The organism is Pseudoalteromonas sp. NC201, assembly GCF_002850255.1.
Classification (GTDB): Bacteria; Pseudomonadota; Gammaproteobacteria; order Enterobacterales; family Alteromonadaceae; genus Pseudoalteromonas.
Genome location: NZ_CP022522.1, coordinates 4,005,197 through 4,027,353 on the forward strand (window position 1 = coordinate 4,005,197; position 22,157 = coordinate 4,027,353).

General features: G+C 43.0%; 20 protein-coding genes and 2 pseudogenes. 14 read left to right on the top strand and 8 right to left on the bottom strand.

The genetic code is table 11. The annotated features are described in order from the left end of the window. Positions 1-17: 17 nt before the first annotated feature. Entirely contained in the window at positions 18-1,265 is a 1,248-nt protein-coding gene (locus PNC201_RS17495) for a Zn-dependent hydrolase (RefSeq protein ID WP_102057768.1), read from the bottom strand. A gap of 233 nt (positions 1,266-1,498) precedes the next feature. Here PNC201_RS17495 and PNC201_RS17500 point away from each other — a divergent pair, with 233 nt between their 5' ends. The 9 genes from PNC201_RS17500 to PNC201_RS17540 all read left to right on the top strand — a co-directional run bounded on the left by PNC201_RS17500 (position 1,499) and on the right by PNC201_RS17540 (position 11,623). After that, on the top strand, positions 1,499-1,897 hold the full coding sequence (locus tag PNC201_RS17500; RefSeq protein WP_010606936.1) for a YbaN family protein: 399 nt from the start codon (positions 1,499-1,501) through the stop codon (positions 1,895-1,897). 123 nt (positions 1,898-2,020) lie between these two features. Then, the gene (locus tag PNC201_RS17505; protein ID WP_102057769.1) at positions 2,021-3,817 is read left to right on the top strand and encodes a S8 family serine peptidase; all 1,797 of its coding nucleotides are present in this window, start codon (positions 2,021-2,023) and stop codon (positions 3,815-3,817) included. A gap of 11 nt (positions 3,818-3,828) precedes the next feature. Next, positions 3,829-4,251 carry a hypothetical protein gene (locus PNC201_RS17510; protein WP_010606938.1) on the top strand — a complete coding sequence of 141 codons (423 nt, stop codon included), beginning with the start codon at positions 3,829-3,831 and terminating at the stop codon, positions 4,249-4,251. A 453-nt stretch (positions 4,252-4,704) separates the two neighbouring features. Next, positions 4,705-6,141 carry a lipopolysaccharide biosynthesis protein gene (locus tag PNC201_RS17515; protein ID WP_010606939.1) on the top strand — a complete coding sequence of 479 codons (1,437 nt, stop codon included), beginning with the start codon at positions 4,705-4,707 and terminating at the stop codon, positions 6,139-6,141. 13 nt (positions 6,142-6,154) lie between these two features. Beyond that, the gene (locus tag PNC201_RS17520; RefSeq protein WP_010606940.1) at positions 6,155-7,222 is read left to right on the top strand and encodes a polysaccharide pyruvyl transferase family protein; all 1,068 of its coding nucleotides are present in this window, start codon (positions 6,155-6,157) and stop codon (positions 7,220-7,222) included. Then, on the top strand, positions 7,212-8,270 hold the full coding sequence (locus PNC201_RS17525; protein ID WP_102057770.1) for a glycosyltransferase family 4 protein: 1,059 nt from the start codon (positions 7,212-7,214) through the stop codon (positions 8,268-8,270). Before PNC201_RS17520 ends, PNC201_RS17525 begins: the two co-directional genes overlap by 11 nt. Continuing rightward, positions 8,271-9,383 (top strand): glycosyltransferase, encoded by a 1,113-nt coding sequence (locus PNC201_RS17530; RefSeq protein ID WP_102057771.1) that lies wholly within the window; start codon positions 8,271-8,273, stop codon positions 9,381-9,383. It abuts the gene before it with no gap. 57 nt (positions 9,384-9,440) lie between these two features. Next, the gene (locus PNC201_RS17535; protein ID WP_010606943.1) at positions 9,441-10,607 is read left to right on the top strand and encodes a nucleotide sugar dehydrogenase; all 1,167 of its coding nucleotides are present in this window, start codon (positions 9,441-9,443) and stop codon (positions 10,605-10,607) included. Positions 10,608-10,618: 11 nt separating this feature from the next. Further along, positions 10,619-11,623 carry an NAD-dependent epimerase gene (locus PNC201_RS17540; protein WP_102057772.1) on the top strand — a complete coding sequence of 335 codons (1,005 nt, stop codon included), beginning with the start codon at positions 10,619-10,621 and terminating at the stop codon, positions 11,621-11,623. Between the two features lie 181 nt (positions 11,624-11,804). Here PNC201_RS17540 and PNC201_RS17545 read toward each other — a convergent pair whose 3' ends face one another. The 4 genes from PNC201_RS17545 to PNC201_RS17560 form a co-directional block, all read right to left on the bottom strand. Next, positions 11,805-12,344: a carboxymuconolactone decarboxylase family protein gene (locus tag PNC201_RS17545; protein WP_102057773.1), complete on the bottom strand. Its 540-nt coding sequence runs from the start codon at positions 12,342-12,344 to the stop codon at positions 11,805-11,807. A 204-nt stretch (positions 12,345-12,548) separates the two neighbouring features. Next, a complete protein-coding gene (locus PNC201_RS17550; RefSeq protein ID WP_102057774.1) occupies positions 12,549-13,424 on the bottom strand; it encodes a pepsin/retropepsin-like aspartic protease family protein in 876 nt (291 codons plus the stop codon). Between the two features lie 66 nt (positions 13,425-13,490). Continuing rightward, positions 13,491-14,870 (bottom strand): sensor histidine kinase, encoded by a 1,380-nt coding sequence (locus PNC201_RS17555; RefSeq protein WP_102057775.1) that lies wholly within the window; start codon positions 14,868-14,870, stop codon positions 13,491-13,493. After that, positions 14,867-15,562, bottom strand: a complete 696-nt coding sequence (locus tag PNC201_RS17560) for a response regulator transcription factor (protein ID WP_102057776.1) — start codon at positions 15,560-15,562, stop codon at positions 14,867-14,869. Before PNC201_RS17560 ends, PNC201_RS17555 begins: the two co-directional genes overlap by 4 nt. Positions 15,563-16,094: 532 nt before the next feature. On the opposite strand from PNC201_RS17560, the gene PNC201_RS17565 reads away from it, so the two are divergent. Further along, positions 16,095-16,739 carry an NUDIX hydrolase gene (locus tag PNC201_RS17565; RefSeq protein WP_233525190.1) on the top strand — a complete coding sequence of 215 codons (645 nt, stop codon included), beginning with the start codon at positions 16,095-16,097 and terminating at the stop codon, positions 16,737-16,739. Between the two features lie 21 nt (positions 16,740-16,760). Here the strand turns inward: PNC201_RS17565 and PNC201_RS17570 are convergent, their stop codons facing one another. Continuing rightward, positions 16,761-17,618 carry a LysR family transcriptional regulator gene (locus tag PNC201_RS17570; RefSeq protein ID WP_102057778.1) on the bottom strand — a complete coding sequence of 286 codons (858 nt, stop codon included), beginning with the start codon at positions 17,616-17,618 and terminating at the stop codon, positions 16,761-16,763. An 89-nt stretch (positions 17,619-17,707) separates the two neighbouring features. On the opposite strand from PNC201_RS17570, the gene PNC201_RS17575 reads away from it, so the two are divergent. Then, complete coding sequence (locus PNC201_RS17575) at positions 17,708-17,938, top strand: DUF2798 domain-containing protein (RefSeq protein WP_010606951.1); 231 nt, start codon at positions 17,708-17,710, stop codon at positions 17,936-17,938. Continuing rightward, on the top strand, positions 17,919-18,218 hold the full coding sequence (locus PNC201_RS17580; protein ID WP_010606952.1) for a putative quinol monooxygenase: 300 nt from the start codon (positions 17,919-17,921) through the stop codon (positions 18,216-18,218). The genes PNC201_RS17575 and PNC201_RS17580 overlap by 20 nt, the downstream gene beginning before the upstream one ends. A 571-nt stretch (positions 18,219-18,789) precedes the next feature. Here the strand turns inward: PNC201_RS17580 and PNC201_RS17590 are convergent. Next, complete coding sequence (locus PNC201_RS17590) at positions 18,790-19,176, bottom strand: hypothetical protein (protein ID WP_010606954.1); 387 nt, start codon at positions 19,174-19,176, stop codon at positions 18,790-18,792. 402 nt (positions 19,177-19,578) lie between these two features. Here PNC201_RS17590 and PNC201_RS17595 point away from each other — a divergent pair. Both PNC201_RS17595 and PNC201_RS17600 read left to right on the top strand, forming a co-directional pair. Next, positions 19,579-20,174: pseudogene (locus tag PNC201_RS17595) on the top strand (transposase); the annotation flags it as partial. Positions 20,175-20,504: 330 nt separating this feature from the next. Continuing rightward, positions 20,505-20,684, top strand: a pseudogene (locus tag PNC201_RS17600) (transposase); the annotation flags it as partial. Positions 20,685-20,945: 261 nt separating this feature from the next. On the opposite strand, the gene PNC201_RS17605 reads toward PNC201_RS17600, so the two are convergent. Further along, on the bottom strand, positions 20,946-21,842 hold the full coding sequence (locus PNC201_RS17605; protein ID WP_102057779.1) for a PD40 domain-containing protein: 897 nt from the start codon (positions 21,840-21,842) through the stop codon (positions 20,946-20,948). Between the last annotated feature and the right edge of the window lie 315 nt (positions 21,843-22,157).

A 22,157-nucleotide genomic window follows, 5' to 3' on the forward strand; every position in this document is an offset into this window, starting at 1 on the left:
TCACCCCAGCCTTACATTTATTCTTTTGTTTTTATTGCTCTTTTTTGAACACATTGCAGCAGTAAATTACTCCCAGCTTCAACATCATGCCAATGACTCCATTCGTCTGGCGCATGGCTAACGCCGTTGAGTGATGGAATAAATATCAGCCCCGTGGGACACACTTCTGAAAAAAACTGGCTATCGTGACCAGCACCACTTGGCATGATTTGATAATTCAGCGACAAGGTCTCTGCCTGTTGACTAATAAATTCCACCATCTCAGGTGTACACTTCATTGGAGACAACCAACTCACCTGCTCGTATTCAAACATTAAATGGTGTTTTCGAGCGATGGCTGAAAGCGCTTTACGACAGGCAATTTCAAGGTTCTCCATCACCGTTTCGTCCATATCACGCGCGACGATGGTGAAATCCACCTCTCCAGCAATCGTATGTGCAAAACCCGGCTTTAATTCTGCCTTACCGACGGTGATCCTCGTGGTATCTGTGCCGTCCTCTGCAATAATACGGTCTAACTGGTAGGCAAAGTCAGCCAACCCCATAAAGGCGTCGCTGCGCATCTCCATGGGGGCTGTGCCTGCGTGGTCGGCCTTTCCAATTAATTTAACCATCCATTTAAATACCCCCGAAATCCCTTCCACCACACCAATTTGAATGCCTTTTTGATCAAGCACGGGCCCTTGCTCTATATGTAATTCAAAAAAACTATTTATTTGCTCAGGTTCTAGCCTCGCATTCAGTGCATCCATAGGGTCTAACCCTTGCGCGCGCATGGCATCGCTAAGCATACAGCCATCCGCATCATGACTTGTGAGTAATTGGTGAGGCGTTAACTTCCCGGTGAGCGCTTGTGCCCCGATCATGCCGCCAAAGCGCCCTTCTTCTTCACTGGTACCGATGACCCAAATCGGCCTATCCAATTGCACATTGTGCTCTTTTAAAATACGAATACACTCAAACCCCGCAATGACGCCCAAAGTTCCATCAAACATGCCACCTGCTGGTACACTGTCGAGATGGGAGCCGATGATCACTGCGGGTTTCGCTGCGATATCCGGACTGGTCATTTCAATAATCACATTGCCAGCGCCATCCATACGACTCACAAATCCTTCGCTTTGTGCGCATTCCATCAGCCATTTACGCGCTGCAAAATCCTCATTGCTAAAACCTTGGCGATAAATTCCCTTATCTTCATGGTTATAGCCGAACTCCGCGAGCGCAAATAAGGTAGACTTTAGACGTTCTAAATTTACTTGCATACTTTGCTCCTCAACGTTTCAGTCGCACCACTTCCCTGTACTTAACCTGAGATCAGATTCGCTATTTCAAACACTGACGTCCGACTGATAATCTCTTTGCTTTAGCTTAGTTGAAAATTCGCGAATTTCAGCCGCTGTGATATGCTTTTAATAATTGGCTTCTGGTTAACAATGTTGGCTCAGGTCACCATGATGCGCTGCCAGTTCAGCACTCCCGAAATATGAGGATGCCTATGCGTAAAAAAATCCCCTTATTCAATCGTTGTTTTTGGCTGCATGTTGCTGGCATCGTCTTTGTTGGTCTCGGCTTTATCGGCATGGCACTGCCTGTTATGCCTACCACCATCTTTTTTATTCTTGCCCTTGCTTGCTTTACCCGCTCTTCTCCTAAGTTAGAAAACTGGCTGCTTACCCACCCCAAATTTGGCCCGAGTCTGCTTGCATGGCGACAACATCAGGTGATCCCCATAAAAGGCAAGATTGGCGCGGCGGTTGGCATGAGTGTTGGCTTACTGGCACTGAGCTTTAGTGGCGCACCTGTTTGGGTGGTGTGGTCTGTCGCTATAACCGAAGCCGGAGTGCTCAGCTATATTCTAACGCGTCCGTCCATAATTCCTGTAAGCACAAAGTAGCCCCACTTATAACAAACAAAATAAAAACAACAAAAATACATATATAACCCACTATTTACATTAAGTCCCTTTTTAGGGTATATAGTTTGTTCTTGTAAAAGAAACAATAAAAACTGAGATACCATGAAAATAAAAATAACTTATCTAGCTACTTTGCTAGGCATACTTCATGGCACTGCTAGTGCCCAACAAGAATACCCATTATTTCCAGGTGATCCCCTTGTCAACCAACAATGGCATTTGAAAAATACAGGGCAAAATGCTTTTTCTGAGCGAGGTGGTGTTGCAGGAGAAGATCTAAACCTTAGCCTTACTCATGCGCTTGGTATTATGGGAACAGGCGTAACCACCGCAGTCATCGACGGTGGTGTTGAGCTTACTCACCCTGATCTTATAAACAATGTAAAACCAGGCTCATGGGATTTCCTTACGAATTCTGCTGATTTAAAACCAGCCAACAGCGGCGATGGTCACGGTACAGGTGTCGCAGGTATCATTGCTGCCAGTGCATTTAATGGCATTGGCGGTCGTGGTGTCGCACCTAGAGCCGGGCTCGTTGGCTTTAACTATCTTAAAAACGGAAGTATGGAAAATTGGTTACAGTCTCACGGCATGTATTCTGATGGTTTCAACAAAGCTTCTTTTGATTTTCCTAGAGTATTTAACCAAAGCTATGGCCGAACCCTTTCATCACCGCAAACATTTAACTACGACTTCTCTCCATGGCTACAGACCTATGAAGATGCTCAAGAAGAGATCACGACTACAAGTCACAGCGGCCGCGGTGCAATTTTCGTAAAATCTGCAGGTAATGGTTACCAAGCTCAAAGCTTTAATGCCAGTGGTTTAGGGCCTGGGTATCTATGGTTTGCAAATCGTAACCATGGCTTACCAATGCAAGATGTTAACTTAGAGCGTATTGATACCAGCTATTGGAATTTGGTTGTGTCTGCTTATAATGCTGACGGTAAACGCTCGTCATACTCTACGGTTGGTTCAAGCGTCTTTATCAGTGCGCCTGGCGGTGAGTACGGCTCAACCACTCCCGCTATAATCTCTACGGACATCAGTGGCTGTGACTGGGGAAGCAACCCGACCAATCTGCGTAACACCTTACATGGAAGCCATCCACTGGATCCTAATTGTGATTATAATGCAACGATGAATGGCACTTCTTCCGCTGCACCAAACACAACAGGGGCAATTGCACTTATCATGTCAGCAAACCCGGCATTAACTTGGCGCGATGTGAGACATATCTTAGCCTCTACAGCGCGTAAAATTGATGCGGACAATCCTGGCGTTACATTGACCTTTAATAATGCGGCTGGAGAAGCACAACAATATGATGCGATCCCCGCATGGCAGCGCAATGCTGCAGGTTATAACTACCATGGCTTCTACGGCTTTGGTGCAATTGATGTTGATGCTGCAGTAAATATGGCTCGTTTCTATAATGAAGATAGAGGTAATTTCACTATCACACCTTGGCAGCAAGTTAATGCTAATGTCACCATTCCTGACGGTAGCCTTGCTGGCGCAGAAAGTTCGGTACAAATTGACAACGATGTCACCGTAGAAGCCGTACAGATCCGTGTAACCGGTGAGCATACCAGTACCCGTGACGTTGCAATTGAGCTTATTTCTCCATCAGGTACTCGCAGCGTATTAATGACGCCAAGAACAGGAACTATTTCTGGACGCAACGGCTTTAATGATATGCAAATGCTATCGCATCACTTCTATGGCGAACCTGCGCAAGGCCAATGGACCATTCGGTTAATTGATACACAAAGTGAGGACGAAGCCTTTATCTTTGATCCAGTAAGTGGCGCACCGGACATTCGTGCTGTACACAGAAATAATGCGCAAGATGGCCAGCTTACCTCTTGGCAAATTCGTTTTATTGGTCATAACTAAGGAGAACCATTATGAAAGCACTCTTTTTATCAGTCATACTACTTAGTGGCCAAGCTCTTGCGACCGACAATGTGTTGATAGAATTAACTGAGGCGCCACACGGTGCTGAAATAAGTATTAATAACCACGCTTTTGTTTCTCTTGAGGGAGATAACACCACGCTAGTTAAGGGATTGAAACTACAATCTCCTTCTACAGGAGAAATCTACACAGTAACGGGTGAAATCATTGTTGAACACTTGCCTCTCGTCAATGCACATTCTTTTGCTCGCGATAATAGCCTAGTTCTCAGCTATGTTCGTGGTAGTCGTGCTATCTACAGACACACAGACGCACAAACAGATCTCACAACCTTGAATGCACAATTGCGTACACAAGCGGGGGTTTTAAGCACTCAGATAGGCTTACAGCTTGAAGGATTAGAAAGCGAGTAATATTAACGAATGAGAGGCCTACCTCTCATTCTCCTCTAGACATATAATGCGATTCAAGTTGGTTTTGTTACGTCTACGCCAAACCCACTTTCGTTCTGCCCGCCCCAAACTAGCGCCATTTCTTTTATGATTTTATGTTTCTGATAAAGCAGTGGCAAAAAGGGATATTTAAAGCTTTCTACAGATACACACTTATACACTTTATGAATTCCTCCTATTTAAGGAACATATTACACTTAGATCCCGTGATTCGATAACGCGCGACGTCAACATGTTGCAACTGGAGTAATGAGGCTGAATACTATAAAATATTGGGTTTCGAATATTTACTTTATAGTCTTAATAAGAAACCTTCTTCATATGAACTGTTAAGTAGCTCAACTTTACTCACTTGGAATACCGCATACATCTGAAAGACTCATGTATGTTTCGAACTATTGGTAAACGAACTAGATGTTAGAGAAAAAGACGCTTTTTAGCGTGATTTATAGTTTTATTGAGCAACTTGCAAGACGAGGGATCACGGTATTAGTCACCTTAGTGTTGGCTTACTTCCTAACACCTGATGAATATGGCTTGGTTGCCATGATGGCATTGTTTTTAACTTTGGGTCAAACATTGATGGAATCGGGCTTTCGCTCTGCATTGATCCGAAAAGAAAATCTCTCTCAGGTAGATACCAATACTGCATTTTTTGCCAACATTGCCATCGCTGTTTTAGCCGTCGCTATACTATTTTTCAGTGCTCCTTTTGTCGCCGACTTTTACCAGCGCGCGGAACTCACACTGATGATTAGAGTGAGCGCTCTGTCTTTGATTTTTAACTCTCTACATGTCGTTCAAATGGCAATGCTATCACGTGAAATGCAGTTTAATCGGATTTTACGAGCGAACTTTCCAGCAGTTTTTATATCTGGTATCAGCGCGGTTTTTCTCGCCTATCTAGGATTTGGTGTATGGGCGTTAATTATCCAGATCCAGATTACAGCAATCCTAATTGCAGCATTTCTTTGGTGGCAAAGTGATTGGCGACCTACCCTCAGCGTTTCGATGGAATCTTTAAAAGAAATCTATAATTATGGCTATAAAATCCTACTTTCGAGTTTCCTAGATACCTTTTATAAAAACTTTACAGTTATGGTAGTCGCAAAAGTCTTAAGCGCGTCGGTTGCTGGGTTGTATTTTTTTGCGGATCGGATCCGCGAGTTATTGGTTTCACAACTCATAACTTCAATTCAAACGGTTACGTTCCCTGCACTTTCTTCTATTCAAAGTGATAGTGCGCGGCTTAAAAATGGCTACCAACGTGTGATGTCTATCATGACTTTTTTAGTCTTTCCTGTTCTGATTACACTTTGCGCGTTATCTAACCTTATTTTTCAAGCATTACTCCCTGAGAAATGGTTACCAGCGGTACCCTATTTGCAGATTATGTGTCTAACTAGCATGGCTATGCCTTTAGCTTCGATCAATATAAATATTATGAAAGTAAAAGGTCGTAGCGATTGGTTTTTGTATTTAGAGCTGTGCAAAGCAGCCTTGGGTCTAATCGCATTATTTTTTACCTATGAGCACGGCGTAACCGCAATCCTATTCGGGCAATTAGCCAGCCAATATTTAGTTTACTTTCCGAGTGTTATCTTTGCTAATCGACTCGTGGATTATCCACTTAAAGAACAACTTTCAGACTTCATACCGAGTCTACTTATCGCGGCATTCACTGGAATATCAGTGTGGTTGGCGCAACAATACTTAGCTTTAAATGTTTGGGTCGAGCTAATTTTACTCGGCAGTGTAGCTGTCGCCATGTACCTAGCTCTCGCTTTACTTCTAAAGCTAGAAGCAGGAAAACACACTCTTCAAATGCTCAAGAAAGCAAAAAAGAATTAATAGGGGTTATAGATTGAAAACGTTTCTGCTCGTTAATGAGAATGGCTCAGACAATATTGGCGATCATGCTATCAATGAAGGCTTAAAAGCACTATTGAGTGAGGCGGGTTGCAACTATGTCAGTGAACCCTACTCTACCACGCATACTGCCCCCGAAGGTAGTAATGCTGATGAAAGCGTGTCTCCAACATTAAGCCAAAAGTTGCGTAAAACTCTATTTAAATTCAAACCATTTTATCTGCTGATGTGGTTGCTAAAACATAAAGGCAGAATAAAACAAAGCTGCAGCGGTAATTACGATGGCATAATTATTGGTGGTGGACAGCTCATTTTATCTGGCGCTGCATTTCCGCCAGCGTTGTATGCCTGGGCACGTTATGCGAAAAAAAATAAAATCCCACTATATTTATTGGGTGTAGGATGCGGCGAGCATTTTCATCGCAGTGAAACTTGGCTGATCAGCAAAGCCTTAACAACAACCACCCGAATTTGTGTGAGAGAGCATGAGTCTGTCGTTAAGTTAGATAATTACTTTACCGCTAACGCTGAGTTTTGTCCTGATTTAGCATTCGGCTTACAGCCGATTGTAGGTCAAGAAACCCGCAAGGGACTCATGGTTGGAATGACAGATTACGCAGTATTTAAACGTTATCGTCATGAAGTGTCAGCGCCAAAGGTAGAAAGCTACCAAGAATATCTCACGGTCTGGTACGACAAAGTATTAGCAATGCACACGCCTGGTACTCCTATTGTGCTTGCCTCCACAACGCATACTGATGCGCAGTGTAACCGTGACTTATATCAGCGATTAAGTGCTAGTGCAGTGAGCGCTGACGTAAGGTTGATTGATGGCGTGTTACCACTAGAAGCGTACCGCCGCGAGTTATCGGTTATTGATACCGTTTTTTCGGGTCGAATGCACTCCCTCATACTTGGCAAAATAGAAGGCGCGGCCATACAACCATGGGTTATCTCTAAAAAGATTGAAAACTTTTTAGGATTATACGCAGATAAGGACATTATAGAGCTCAAAACGCAGCTACAAGGTATTGTTCGCGAGATTGGAGCACATGGTGAGTAAACCTAAAACGGTGTATTTACTCAGCCACGAACAGCCACCAATGCTTGGTGGCGCAGGCGTCGTTGCGCAAACGATATTTACGGGGTTGCGCGCATTGGGGTTGAACATCACCAAAAGCGTTGCCGCGACACACTTTGCATCCCCTTTTGCTCGCGTTGCTGGCTTCTTTTTTGCTTTTCGCGCTTTGCTATCAGATGTAATCATTATAAATGACCTGTATTACAAGAAGCTGTGGTTAACGCTTTTTCGCGGCTATTGTTGTAGCCGCTGCATCATCTATTTACATGGTTCAGAACCTGAATTTCTTATTCAGGATGCACGCTACCGAGATACCTTTCTAAATATGTGTATCAAGGCACAAAAAGTTGTTGCTGTGTCTGATTACATGAAGCAAAAATTATTAGACAGCATAGCTGATGAGAAAATAAAGACACTTGTTGCGCAGAATACTGTCGTAATACGCAATGGCATCGACACCGAGTGTTTTCAATTGCAGCCGGAAGTTGAGGTAGTCCGTCCTTTAACGCTCGTTACAGCTAGCCGCATTGTAAAAGAAAAAGGGTACATAGAGGTCGCTCAACAAATAGTGAAAATACGTGAGATATTGGATATACCTATTCGTTGGAATATCGTTGGTGATGGCCCATTTAGGGCTGAACTTGAGAGTTACATCAAAACGCTTGGGCTATCTGAGCAGGTTCACTTTCTCGGTCGCTTAAATCATCGCCAATTGGCCACAACATATAATCAAGCCGATATCTTTGTCTTACTCTCAAACTTGCAAGAGTCTCTTGGCTTAGTGTTTATGGAAGCAAGTAGTTGTGGTTGTTGGTCCATTGGCTACAACCGATTCGGTGCCAAAGAAGCCATTATTGCAGGGCAAACAGGCAATTTCATTGATTCGCCAGAAGCACTACCAAACGCTATCGCGAATTACTATCATGATTCGACTGTCACTAGGACACAAATCAGTGTTTGCGCACGTAGTCACTTTTCTGCTGTTCATGCCACTACGCAACTTAAGAACACCATTTTAGGAATAGAATAAATGAACGTAGTTTTTTACCTTGATGATTTATTTGGTGGTGGCGTGCAAAGGCGTACTATGCGCTTATTGCAAGGCATCAAAGATAACGATACAGAAAACGCGCTTAATGTTCACCTCATTGTCAATCAACCTGGAGGTGAAAATAAAGCCATGGTGCCAAAGCAAGTCACTTATCATACTTTGGGTGGCGTGTCAGGCAAACAACTTAAGAGCGAGTTAGGTGCACAGCTGATATCTTTAAATCCAGATATTGTCGTATGTTGTATGGGTCAGCAGTTTATTCAAGCACTAAAACACAGAGCACGTTTACCTAAAGATTGCAGATGGTATGTTATTCAAGCAGTGCCAGTAAAGCTTATTGCCTATAGCTGGCTCAAGAACAAGATAAGAACACTGGCTATCAAACTATTCTACCCACAAGCAGATAAAGTTCTTTGTGTGTCAGATGACGTACGTATCACCGTTGCAAATCTAAGCTCCGCGCTGCAAAAAAAGGCTCATACCATATATAATCCAGTGGTCTCAGAGAACCTCTTAACTCTTGCACAAGAGCATGTAGAACACCCATTCTTTGATTCCAATAACATTGTGTTAGTAGCAGCAGGTCGCCTAAATGTGCAAAAAGACTACGGTACGATGTTGCAAGCATTCGCTTTACTAACACAACAGCATCCCGATAAGCCTTTTAAACTGCTTATTTTAGGAAATGGTGAACTTGAAGAACAATTAAAGACCCATATTGATGCACTAGGGATCGCAGATAAAGTAGACTTGTATGGCTTTACTGACAACCCATATAAATTTATTCGTAAAGCAGATCTGTTTGTAATGTCATCTTTGTGGGAAGGACTACCAAATGCAATGGTAGAGTCGCTAGCCATAGGTAAACCTGTCGTTTCCTGTGACTGTGTTGCAGGTCCTCGGGAAATTCTAAAAGATGGTCAATTGGGTACACTTGTACCTATGCAAAACCCACAAGCATTTGCTGACGGGATCATCGCTGAACTACAACAAAACCGAGACACTCAAGCGTTGCAAGCTCGAGGTTGGGAATTCAGCGTAAATAATGCGGCGAAAAAGTATATTGCACTCTTTAAAAATGCTGAGTTATAAATTTTTGAGGCAATCAAAGTCACAACCGTCTCATATCAAAAGGTAGAGATATAGATTATGAAAATAACAGTAGTAGGGGCAGGATACGTAGGTATCTCAAATGCTGTGTTACTCGCTCAACACAATGATGTTATCGCTTTTGATGTGGATGAGCACAAAGTATCAATGCTTAACCAGCGCCAGTCACCAATTGAAGATGATTGCGTAACTCAGTTTCTACAAGAGAGGGAGCTGAGTCTAATCGCGACATCTGATAAGCAAATAGCTTATGAACATGCAGACTACGTAATTATCGCCACTCCCACGGATTACGATCCTCAAACTAACTACTTTAATACTCAGACCGTAGAAAGCGTGATTCGCGAGGTTAAAGCCATTAACCCTACAGCAGTCATGGTGATAAAATCAACTGTCCCTGTGGGTTATACAACTCGAATTTCAGAGCAGCTAGATACTAGTAATCTTATATTTTCACCAGAGTTTTTAAGAGAGGGTAAAGCGCTTTATGACAACCTTCACCCCTCTCGCATTATTGTTGGTGAGCGCAGTGAACGAGCTGAAAAGTTTGCCCAACTATTAGCAAACGGCGCCGAAAAGCGCGATATTGCAGTACTTTTCACCGATGCAACCGAAGCCGAAGCTATCAAGCTATTTTCTAACACCTATTTAGCAATGCGTGTTGCCTATTTCAATGAGCTCGATTCTTATGCTGAAATCCATGGCCTAAACACCAGACAAATCATTGAAGGCGTGGGACTAGATCCTCGTATCGGCGCGCATTACAATAATCCATCCTTTGGTTACGGTGGCTACTGTTTACCGAAAGACACTAAGCAGCTATTAGCCAACTACAAAGATGTACCAAACAACCTTATCCGAGCCATTGTTGATGCAAATACCACAAGAAAAGACTTTATTTCTGATGCGATCTTAAGTCGAAATCCTAAAACAGTGGGGATCTATCGTTTAATCATGAAATCAGGATCTGATAACTTTCGAGCATCCTCTATTCAGGGCATCATGAAACGCCTCAAAGCGAAAGGCATCACAGTGATAGTTTACGAACCGGTGCTAGAGGAAGCTGAGTTTTTTGGTTCAACGGTTTACCGTGATTTAGGTGAATTCAAAGCACATAGTGATGTTGTTGTTGCCAACCGAGTTGTTGATGAGATCAGGGACGTCGCTGAAAAAATTTACACTCGGGATCTATTCGGTTCTGATTGAGGAGAACAACAATGAACTATTTAGTAACTGGTGCGGCTGGTTTTATCGGTAGTGCAGTGGTGAAAAAGCTAACAAACCAAGGGCACCGAGTTGTTGGCATTGATAACCTCAATGACTATTACGAAGTTAGTCTTAAAGAAGCGCGTCTTGCACGTATAGAACACCCATTATTTCAGTTTATCAAACTCGATATTAGTGATCGTGAGCAAACATTAGCGCTCTTTGAAAGCCACCAGTTTCACCGCGTTATTCATCTAGCTGCTCAAGCCGGTGTACGCTATTCGATTGAAAATCCTCATGCTTACGCCGACTCAAACTTGGTGGGCCACTTAAACATTTTAGAAGGATGCAGAGCAACTAATGTAGGCCATCTTATCTATGCATCTTCAAGCTCTGTTTATGGTCTCAACCAGAAAGTGCCTTTTTCGACCTCAGACTCAGTAGATCATCCCATATCGCTTTACGCAGCAACTAAGAAATCTAACGAGTTAATGGCGCATAGTTACTCTCATCTGTATCAAATTCCCACCACCGGTTTACGCTTTTTTACTGTTTATGGCTCCTGGGGTCGACCGGATATGGCACCGCATATATTCACCAAGAAGATTCTCTCAGGTGAGACTATCGACATTAACAATCATGGTGATATGTGGCGAGACTTTACCCATGTTGATGATATAGTCGAAGGGGTCGTTAGGATTGCCGATGTTTTGCCATCTGCGAATAGCGAATGGACTGTAGAGCAAGGCTCACCAGCTTCCAGCTCAGCGCCTTACGCTGTTTATAACATTGGTCACGGACACCCAATTAACTTGATGGAATTTGTACAAGCCATTGAATCTGAATTAGGTATCGAAGCGAAAAAGAATTTCCGTGGCATGCAACCTGGAGATGTCTATCGTACATATGCAGACACTGCTGATTTATTTGAAGCCACAGGCTATAAACCGAAAGTATCGGTGGCTGAAGGTGTAAGCGAGCTTGTGAGTTGGTTCAAGGAATACTACAAGAGGTAACAACCCACTAGTACCGAGAATTGCTTAAGTCATTAGACCAGTTCTTTGTAAAATGCGCCTGACGTTTTTATCTGCTATGCTAAAGGACGTCTAAAGACACTTTTTTCAGTTTCCAATGCCCGATAACCATTATCGGGCATTTCGTATCAATAACTTATATTCGCGTGATAACTTATCTGGATCATTTAAACGCTTTAAAAGCATCATCCAGTGGAGTATGTGCGATATGATTCACGTAGTTACTCATCACTTTTTGACTTAGTGCTAAGATGATTTCCAGCAAATTTTGTTTAGTATAACCTGCTGCAAAAAACGCTTTCGTTTGTGCATCACTCAGTTTGCCACGCTCACGCAGCATTTCAAGTGTAGTGGCACGCAGCACTTCTAGTTTCTCATCGCCCAGCGGTGCTTGCTCACGCAGTGCTTTGACCAATTCATCACTTACTTTCATTGATTTTGCGATAGCAGAATGAGCCGGTACACAGTAGTGACATTCATGTTCTACATTAATCGCTTGCCACACCACAGTTTTTTCATCGTTATTGAACGAGCTATTTAAAAAAGCCTCATGTAACACTTGATAGCCATGCAGATGCTCTGGTGATTCCGCCATTACACCATGAAGGTTCGGAATACGTCCAAACGCTTGCTGGGACTTCTCAAGTAATGGTTTACCTTTTTGCGGTGCAGATTCTACGGTATGGATTGTAAAGTCAGTCATCAGTTGCTCCTCTTGGTGCATTTTGTATTGGTATAACCTGAGATCTAACTAACCTCAGGTTAACTACTCATTGGGTGCTAGACTAACTTTACTTGAATGATCATTCAAATAACTATTCGCTATAGTAAACACCATAACTGTCTAAATTAATATGAAATTTAATTAGCTACTGACTGGTCGAGCGTCAAGCCAGCAGCGTTGGGATCAAAAGTAAATTTTGTTCTCAGCGTAGTCGATAACTAGCTTATCGTCGTTGAAATTACTTAAACCCAGCAGGATAAACGGCTCATCTTTATATCCAAGCACCTCAAACACAGGCATATCCGATAAGTGACTTTCGGTATTGATGATTTCCTTGTCACCTAAGCTAAAACGCAGTGATTCTATGGCCACCTTTTTGGTCGCTAGGTCGTTTAACCCTCGGCTGATGTCTTCTTCGCCCAGCGTTAATGTTAGTTTATTGGCCAGGTGTGAGTTGATGTAGTTGGTTGGAGCGCCGGTATCAAGCACGGCGTCCACCTCTTCGCCATTAAAACTTGCAGTTAGCTTGATGAAATTGTTATCTATTTTAAAACTTTCACTCTCCAAGCCCTGTGTCACGCTACTTGGGCAAGCCCCTTGATACAAACTCAGCTCATTATTTTTAAAATCAAACACATTACAATATTGCGACATGTATCCATGCCCCAAAATTCCAGGCAAGATGCCTTCCACATCTAAGCGGGTCATATCTTTAAATACATAAGGAAGCGACTCTGCTGCTAAGTGGCCGACGCTGGTGTGGTCTATCGTTGCCAATACTAGCTCTGAGCTGCCACTTGCGCCTTGCACGTCCATTTTGCTTAGCTTGTCTTCAGGCAAGGCAAGTGCTGCTTTCAGATTAACCGGTAAAATACCAACATTCGCAGCACTGTCTAAAATCATAGGATGGGTAACCGTATGGTTAAGCGTTGCCATCACATAGGCATGACCTTTCTCGGTGTACTTCATCGGTAAAGTGAGCGATTGTGGCGCGGTAGACGCGGTGATCCCACAACCAACGGTGGTACATGCTAATGCTGATAAAATAATTGCTCTCATAATCTTGCTCTCAAACTGTTGATGTTTTTGTTGAGCTAACTATGCCGAGCAATTGTCAAGCAATTATCAAGTTAGTTGAGAAAATCTGAGCGAAAAGCTCGCCCCTTGATTTTCAGTACTGGTCGCGGTCAATGTCGCGCCCATCAGCTCGGCAAGTTGACGGCAAATTGGCAAGCCGAGTCCTAAACTGGATGTATCGTGGCGCGACCCCTGCGCGCGGTAAAAGCGCTCAAACACCTGATCGAGTTGATTAGGCGACATACCTTGGCCACAGTCAGCAACCGTAATCACCAGTTCATTATCTTGATAACTGAGCTTTAACGTCACAACGCCACCATCAGCGCCATATTTAAAGGCATTATCTAATAAGTTCACCACTATCTGTCTGACTCTTCCGGCATCAAGCGTCACGCTCACACCTTCTTGAATATCTGCGTTCAATTTCACGCCTCGCGCTTCGGCCTGTGCTTGGTAACGCACTAAGGTCGATGTTAACAGCTCAGAGAGATTTACTCGTGTTGATGACAAGGTCAGCTGCTTTGACTCGGTTAATGACAACAAACACAGGTCGTCGATAATACGGTTAACGTTGTGAAGGTCTTGGGTTATCACCGCTAACTGAGCCTTATCCATTGGCACTATACCGTCTTCCATCGCCTCCAAGCGCGAACGAATGCCGTTAAGTGGTGTTCTAAGTTCATGAGATAAGTCGGAATTCATTTGTTTATACTGCTGATGCAAACCTTGTAGCCAAGCCGCAAGATTATTAAAACTATTGATGATTTCACCTACTTCATCATGGCGTTTTAGCGCTAAGCGGGTGTCTAACTCGCCCGACTCTATCGCCTTGAAGCTACGTTTGAGCTGTTTAAGTGGCGACAAAAAGTACCACGACCCCAACCAAGCAAGTAATGCAGCAATAATCGATAAGATGACCAAAGTAAGCATAAAATCATCCAGCATAGCTTGCTGCAGCGCTTCCTTTTCAAACGACCTATCTAGCAATACCTCAGGTAACCAAAACAACTCACCCTGTGGTGATAACACATATTGCGCCTCATTAAATTGCACCACAAACGCCGCGACACCGGGGTGATGGATAGAAAATTGATGACCGGATTTGACCTGCTCATAGTCTATGGTGAGATCGGGGTTGAGGATCTTTACATCCGCTGTTGAGTTAGCATCTCGCCAAATAAATAGCTGCTCAGGAAAGGTTGATGCTAAAAACGTTAACGTCGCTTCTGGGCTCGCAAAGGTTTTACCAGTCAATGCTTCTTCCACTAAGTCATCATCAAGCAATGAATGACCAAACGTTACCGCACTTTGCTTATTAAATGCTAAAAAAGTGCGCTCGGCTGAGTTTTTAGATAGTTGATAAAAGCTTCCGAGTAGCGCAAAGGTACAAAGCGCCACGAGTAAGGTAAATTTGGTTTTTAGCTTCATGAAGACACCTTACGCGCGATAAATTGATAGCCTTGCCCGTAACGAGTGGCGATAAACTTGGGCTCAGCCTTACTGTCACCTAGTTTTTTACGCAAGTTAGCCAAATGAGTATCGACTGCCCGATCCGTAATAGGCGCATCACTTCCCCATACTTGTTCAATTAATTGCGCGCGGCTAAATACTTGTTGCGGCTGCTTGGCCATGGTCAGTAATAACTCGAACTCCACCGCCGTTAACGCTGGTGTTTGTTGTGTTACCGTTACGGATTTGCTCTCAAGATTGATACTTAAGCCATCAAACAACAAAGCGGCACTCTGCTGACCACGATAGCTACGTTTACATAGTGCTTTTGCTCGTGAGATCACTTCTCGTGGGCTGTAAGGCTTGCACACATAATCGTCCGCACCTAGCTCAAACCCCTCAAGACGGTCGGTTTCAGACACTTTGGCGGTCACCATAATGGTAGGAATGTTGCGTGCAACGGCTTCTTTAAGTAACTCACGGCCATCACCACCGGGTAGCATGACATCTAAAATAGCGAGTTGAAATGTTAGGTTTTGTAGGGCTCGGTGGGCATCTGGGGCGTTATCGAAATGGACAACCTGCATATCCGCTTGTGCCAGATATAAATTTAATATCTCAGCACTACTTGGGTCATCTTCTACATATAAAACAGTATATTGGTCAGACATTGTTGAGATTAATTTAACGAGTTAATGCTGAGATTCTTAAAGCCGCTTTATAACCACAGCACCTCCGCATGACGAGGGATATTTGTAGCCACGTTGCAGGGTGATCTTTCAGCTAATAATTTAAGTGACTTTACTATGCCACAGCCTTACTCGTTAAGGAACGTCATACTTACCTCTACTGATACCGCTTTTAACTATCGCATAATAAAACAACATCCGCTTCCATCCCTTCCAGCTACTATAACCATTTAAAATAAAAGGACTTTTACATTACTTACAAGCTCAAAATAGCAACCTTTGCAACTCAAAATTGATAGTGTCATAAAGACACAAACTCACAACAACACAAATTTTGATCAAACGCCAAGATAGAGTCACAGGGACAATATACTCCGCTTATTAACATTGAAACCTTTGTTTTGCTTTAACCTAAACAATCGTTTATTGTGTCCAAAAGACATTAACTAAAAAATCAATGAGCTCAGAACACAATTTATCCCAGTTTCACCCGCCTCTTTTTTCAGTAGACAGTGTGTTATTTACAATTTGGCAAGGTAGCTTAAAAGTCCTCCTCACCAAACGCCCCCATGCGCCGTTCAAAGGCCGCTGGGGATTACCTGGAGGGTTTGTTGATGTTGAGCTGGATGACAACACGGATATGAGCGCGCTGCGTAAGATCAAAGAGAAAACCAGTGTTGCCCCACAATACCTTGAACAACTTCAGGCGTTTTCTGGGATCAACCGTGATCCGCGAGGCTTTAGTGTCACCTTGGTTTATTACGCATTGATTTCACCTCAGCAAGTGGCAACCCAAATTGACTCGGTAGATGATGTGAGATGGGTGGATCTTAGCGAGATCCCAGATCTTGCTGTGGCTTTTGATCATAAGCATATTATTGAAAAGGCCAAGGCAAGGCTGCAGCAAAAGGCGTTATATTCCATGATCCCGGTTTATTGTTTGGCAGATCAATTTACCATTGGACAACTCAAAACCGCCATCGAAGCCATTATCGCCAAACCCATTCAGCGCAAGAGCTTGGTAAGACGAATTGAAGCCTCAAACATGTTTGAAGCACTGGATGAAAAGGTCAAGTCAGGCGGACGTTTAGCACAGCTCTATAAACTAAAGCCTGATGTCGATATCGTGCATTTTGAGCGCAATCTGAGCTTAGGATAAAATGCGATTGTGCGGTGTTTATTACAGAGCTATCACTGCCCCTTGCAGATAATCAAGCTCCTGACACCGCATTTGCAGTAACTCAATAAAATTTCTGGTGTAAGTCGGTGGAGTTCGTTGATTTGGCCAAAGTGCGTAGATGCTGCGAATAAATTGGTAGTCACCGATATAGCTAAATGCGGTTTGAGATTGCGCTGCCAACGCTGCAATTTCTGTCATCGGCAATACGCCAGCACCGTTAGCCGAGCCTACTAATTTACGCACTAAGGTAATATCACCCACATAAGAGACGTGACTAAACTGCGCCAGCAGTGCTCGCCATGCATCGGTTGCGGGCAGTTGCGATGCTTTAAAGGGCAAAAACAGGGTTTGTGTAGTCGCAATTTCCTTGGCGACCACCACCCTTACCGCGATTTGCCCCAGCCGTTTTTGATAGACGCTTGAATCATCCAGCTCCCCGACTCGCACGGTTAAATCAAACCGCTTTTGGCTGAGTAAGGCCACACTATTGGCAGGCTCCACATGCAATTGGATCTCTGGATACTGGGCCTGAAACGATTGCAGCGCATTATACAAAGGACCAATCATTAGGTTTTGCGGGCATAACAGGTGGAAAGTGGACGCTTCTAGTGTTGATAGCGCCTCACTTTGCGCTTGCAAGGCGAGCAAAGACTCCGCCATTTTATCCACCACCGCCTGACCATGATTCGTTAATGTAAGTCCTCTGGCGCTACGCAGTAAGAGCGGATAACCAAGTTTGTCTTCCAGCGCTAACATCCGCTTAGATAAGGTCGGCGCGCCTATGCTAAGGTCTTCTGCCGCCTTGGCAAAACTTCCTCGGCGGCTTACCTCAACAAAGAGTCGTAAGTCATCTAGCATGGTTATCTCCGCAATCTTAGCTTTCCATTTTTGCCATTCTGATCGGCTGGCAACTCCCTACAATCATACCAACAGCCAGAGGAGGAAACATGCAAAAACTCATTTTTACATTACTGCTGTCATTGTGTCTGTCGTTTATGGTGTCTGGATGGGTTACATACATCAATTTGGGATTAGTGGCAGACTTTACCACGCGATGGGCGCATGCCTTTGCTAATGCTTGGCCGGCCTCGTTCATCGCCGCCTATGTTTTATCAGCCCCAGTTACCGCCGTTACTAAACGCATTATGGAGAAATACCATGGCCAACAGCCACAATAACGTCAACTTTATCGCCCATATCACACCTAAAACCGAGCACTATCAAAATTGTATTAACGCAATCCAAGAGATCTTGCCAGCCACTCGAGCAGAAGTCGGATGTTTACGCTTTGAACTTTATGAAAGTGAAGACCGCACCCAGCTTACCTTAGTCGAACGCTTTGTCGACCATGCCGCGTTTGATTTTCATCACCAGCAAGCCTACACCAAACAGGTATTTACACTGTATCAAGGATGGCTGGCAAAAGCGGTTGATATTATTGCCATCAAACCGCTTTAATTTGCACTTTTAACAAGTTAAGCGCTTCTTCACAAGCAATGATAGAAGCGCTCAGCGTTAACTATGTATTTGACGCCAACTTAAACCAAATTTAGCGAGATATTTTTGCAGTCTTGTGGAGTCATTCACCTGTGACTTTTTGGTGCGGCTCACGTTAAACAACTCTCTGCCCGCAGCCGCCATACTTGAGTGGCGAACACAGATAGTAAGTACATAATTTAACTGGTTTATATCAAACGTATCCAAATCGGCAAGTAAACGAATCCACAACAGAATGGCAAGAATCGGGGGAGTATTTTCTTATCACCTATCAATTTAAGTCCATTTTCGGTGAAGCCAATGCATATTGTGGCGGTTGGGAAGAATATAAAGACAGTTTTACCGATGCCTTTATCGAACTAAAGCGCAGTAACTTAGTTACTCAAGTAGAACAACAAGTTATCGATTGCTTAGAAAGAGATGGTCACCATGATCTTGCCCAAGCTTTTATCACTGCGTAGTCAAGCTAGCTAAATAGAAGTACTTAAAGCAATGGAAGGTGCGCACACTTTCCATTGCGAAATAGCAAAGCTTAGAAGCTTAGCATTTTTTTAACATGACAAACTTGAGGTAATACATTTTTTTGCACCTCAAATTGTACTCTGTCGCCTTCAGAGATTGTCGCTGCGATGTTCGTTACTCTTTCAAGAATAGTAGGATCGCTGTAGCTTACAGTGCCATTCATTACGCAGCGGAACTTACGTCCATTAGAGTCTTGAGCATTTACAGTTAAATGGTTTTCGCTCACATTCATAGAGAAAGTGCCTGCTTGGCTGTGGTTTAACACAACATCAGCAGTTTGGATGATCACACTACCATAATCTACTTCTGTGATTTTTACTTCAGCAGCAGAAGCCGACCCTGCAGATACACCTAACGCTAAAACGGTTGCACCAAAAACTTTGTTCAATACTTTCATTGTATATTATTCCTTTATACATTTATTAAGTTCATTTATTAGAAAAGCCCTTGAAATTTAAGGCATTGCAAACCTAACACATAACAAATTTAAATAAAACAAAACAAGTTTAAATATTTTTTAACACTCCACGTAGTTAGTTTAAGATTCAATTTGAACAAGCACATGCAGACACCATTACCGCATTAATAGCCTAGGGCGCAGTATTCCCCGTTGCCGTGCGCGATACACTAGTTTTAGTGTCGAGAAATACGTAAACACCAACAGCTACCTTATTTTAGAAGCGCTTTTTATACGAATAATGAACAATTTTGTGCAATGCTAAGTCGAAACTGTCATAACCATGGTGAGCAGATAACTGTGGATGTCAGTGCTGCTCCTCTGTTGATACTCAGTGAATATGTTACCAAATACAGACAAAGACTGGCTGATATTAGTTGGTTTATGCGGGTACTCACGAGGATATTGCCCGTAGAGCAAATAAAGAGGATGAGTGTACAGGCCGGTTCTGGGAAGGACGATTTAAATCTCAGCCCTTGTTGGACGAAGCAGCATTAACCGCTTGTATGGCATACGTTGACTTAAACCCTATTCGAGCTAAATTAGCCCCAACACCTGAAACCTCTGACTTTACCAGTATCAAAAAGCGTATCGACCATGCAAGGCAAGGGAAACAACCAAAAAGCCTATTACGGTTTGCAGGAAGCCCCCGAAAACATATGCCAAAAGGGCTGCCTTTTGAACTCAAGTTTTATATAGAATTAGTTGAGCTTACCGGTCAATGTATTCGCACCGACAAAAGCGGTGCCATCTTTGAGTCTCAACCTATTCTGTCTCGACTAAACATCGAACCTGATAACTGGATGAAGCTCACTACACAATTTTCTCGGGTTTTCCACGGCGCGGTGGGTCGAGAACAAGTACTCACAGCTTATTGTGGAACCCTTAAAAAACGACGGCGCACAAATCTAGCAAATTGTGCACGTTTGCTGGCTTAACCAAATAACGCCTTTAGCGATACCCCCTCAAGCTGTGCAAATTACAGCGCCCTTGTCGTGCGTGATACACTAGTTTTAGTGTCGAAAAATGAGCAAACACCAACAACTACCTTATTTTAGAAGCGCTTTTGATACGAATAATGAACAACCTTGTACAAAGCTAAGTCGAAACTGCCATAACCATGGTAAGCAAATAGTAGTGGCTGTCAGTATTGTTTGCTGGACAGAAATCATTTTCGTTTTTCGGTTAAGCCAATGCAAATCGTATTAGGTTGTGTATGGATAGTGCAGCTTTGATGACAAATAATTATGGGTGTCTTTATAACCCCCTTTAAAGAGGATTCATCAAGAATTTGTCTCGATGGTGCGGTGGAAAATATGGCCCTATTCAGGCGCTTTGTAATGAATATGCTCAAGCAGTGTGAATGCGGCTTACCGAGTCAACGCAGCAAATTGAAAACAGCTGGCTGGAACGACAAATTTAGGGCACAGGTGTTCTTTGGCTTATAAGTAATCAAAGTATGCTCCGCCCCTGACATAGAAGCCACCCCACCGATTTCATCGATCTCTGTAAACAAACAAAATGTTGTTTATAAAGATCATGCTGATTTCAGAAAAGTAAGCCTTAGCAATGCTGTTGAAGCAAAACAGTTTGTAGCTTGGTTGCTTACCATGTAACTCGTAAATAAGCATACTCGTTGAACAGTTACGTGTCCTATAGATATTAGTCAAAAGACGCCAAACGCGCCTTTGTTTGTAAACATAAGATAATTAAGTAAACTCACTTTTTAGTTTTAAGTTTTTTATCAGTTGAATATCAACCCAATGCTGTTTTCCTTCATAAATACGTTTGCCGCTTCCATTCACACGCCAATCACCCCGATTAAAAAAGAAGTATTTTCCATCCGGCGATAATTGAGGAGAGCTTTCTTGTTTTTCTGTATTAATCGTTACTCCCATGTTTATAACCTTCGACCAAGTGCCATCTTGCTTTTTAAAACTAATGTAGAGATCAGATTGGCCAAAACCCTCAGCTCGTTGCACACTCCAAATCAAGTAAGATTCGTCAGGCGCTATCATAGAACCTGCTATGTACTCTCCTTGATTCATATCGTCTCTTAGTTTTATAGGCTCTTCATACTGCCCGTTAATAAGACGCGAATAATACAAAGCGCCGACAACACCCCGCTCTTTGTATCCGGTAAAGTAATAAGTGCCGCTCGCAGACACCGACCTGCCATGCGCCATATGTTTTATGAACGCACCTGGGCTTTTAGGCTCTGACCAACCATCACCTTGGCGCTCTCGATACATTTTGCCGATGAACATTTTGCTGCCATCGTAAGAAAACTGCGGCCAACGTAGATCTGTTTCTGACGCCTTTCCCCACTGATTATTTTCTTTATGGATGACAAAAAAGCCTCGCTTTTTGTCTTCGCCTATCGCTTTTGTGAAGTAAAAAGACTGCATATCTGGCGTGAATGTACCGCTTTCAAATTCTCCATTTGGTGAAACAATCTTGGGCTCAAAGATCTTAGGCACTAAACCCGGAGGCTGCTCTCCAAAATACGCACTTCTTTTTACATTCGGTTTGTCTTCAGTATGACTCATAGAGCAACCACTGAGGCTAAAAAATAATAGGGTAAGTAAAGTTAAATTCGGCTTCATGATTTGTCCTTAATGGTGATTTAAGAACCACTGACATTAACAGTTCAAACACAAAAAACCTGATGTCTTGATGAATTGTGCCTGATTGCTGTTAATGAAGCCTTTGTAAGTGCACAGCACCATAAGTTTACAACTCAAGAAAATAGAAAAATAACCGGTAAAAATTTGTATTTATTGAATAAGTTTTTACTTTTGGTTTTAAGAATGCAAACTTCAGAGTCCATGAGCTGAAGTAGGTTATAAGCTGTTTTAAAAGAAATTATTTTGGAATAGTCATAAAAAAGGCGCTGAATGCGCCTTTAGTGTCTTGATTTT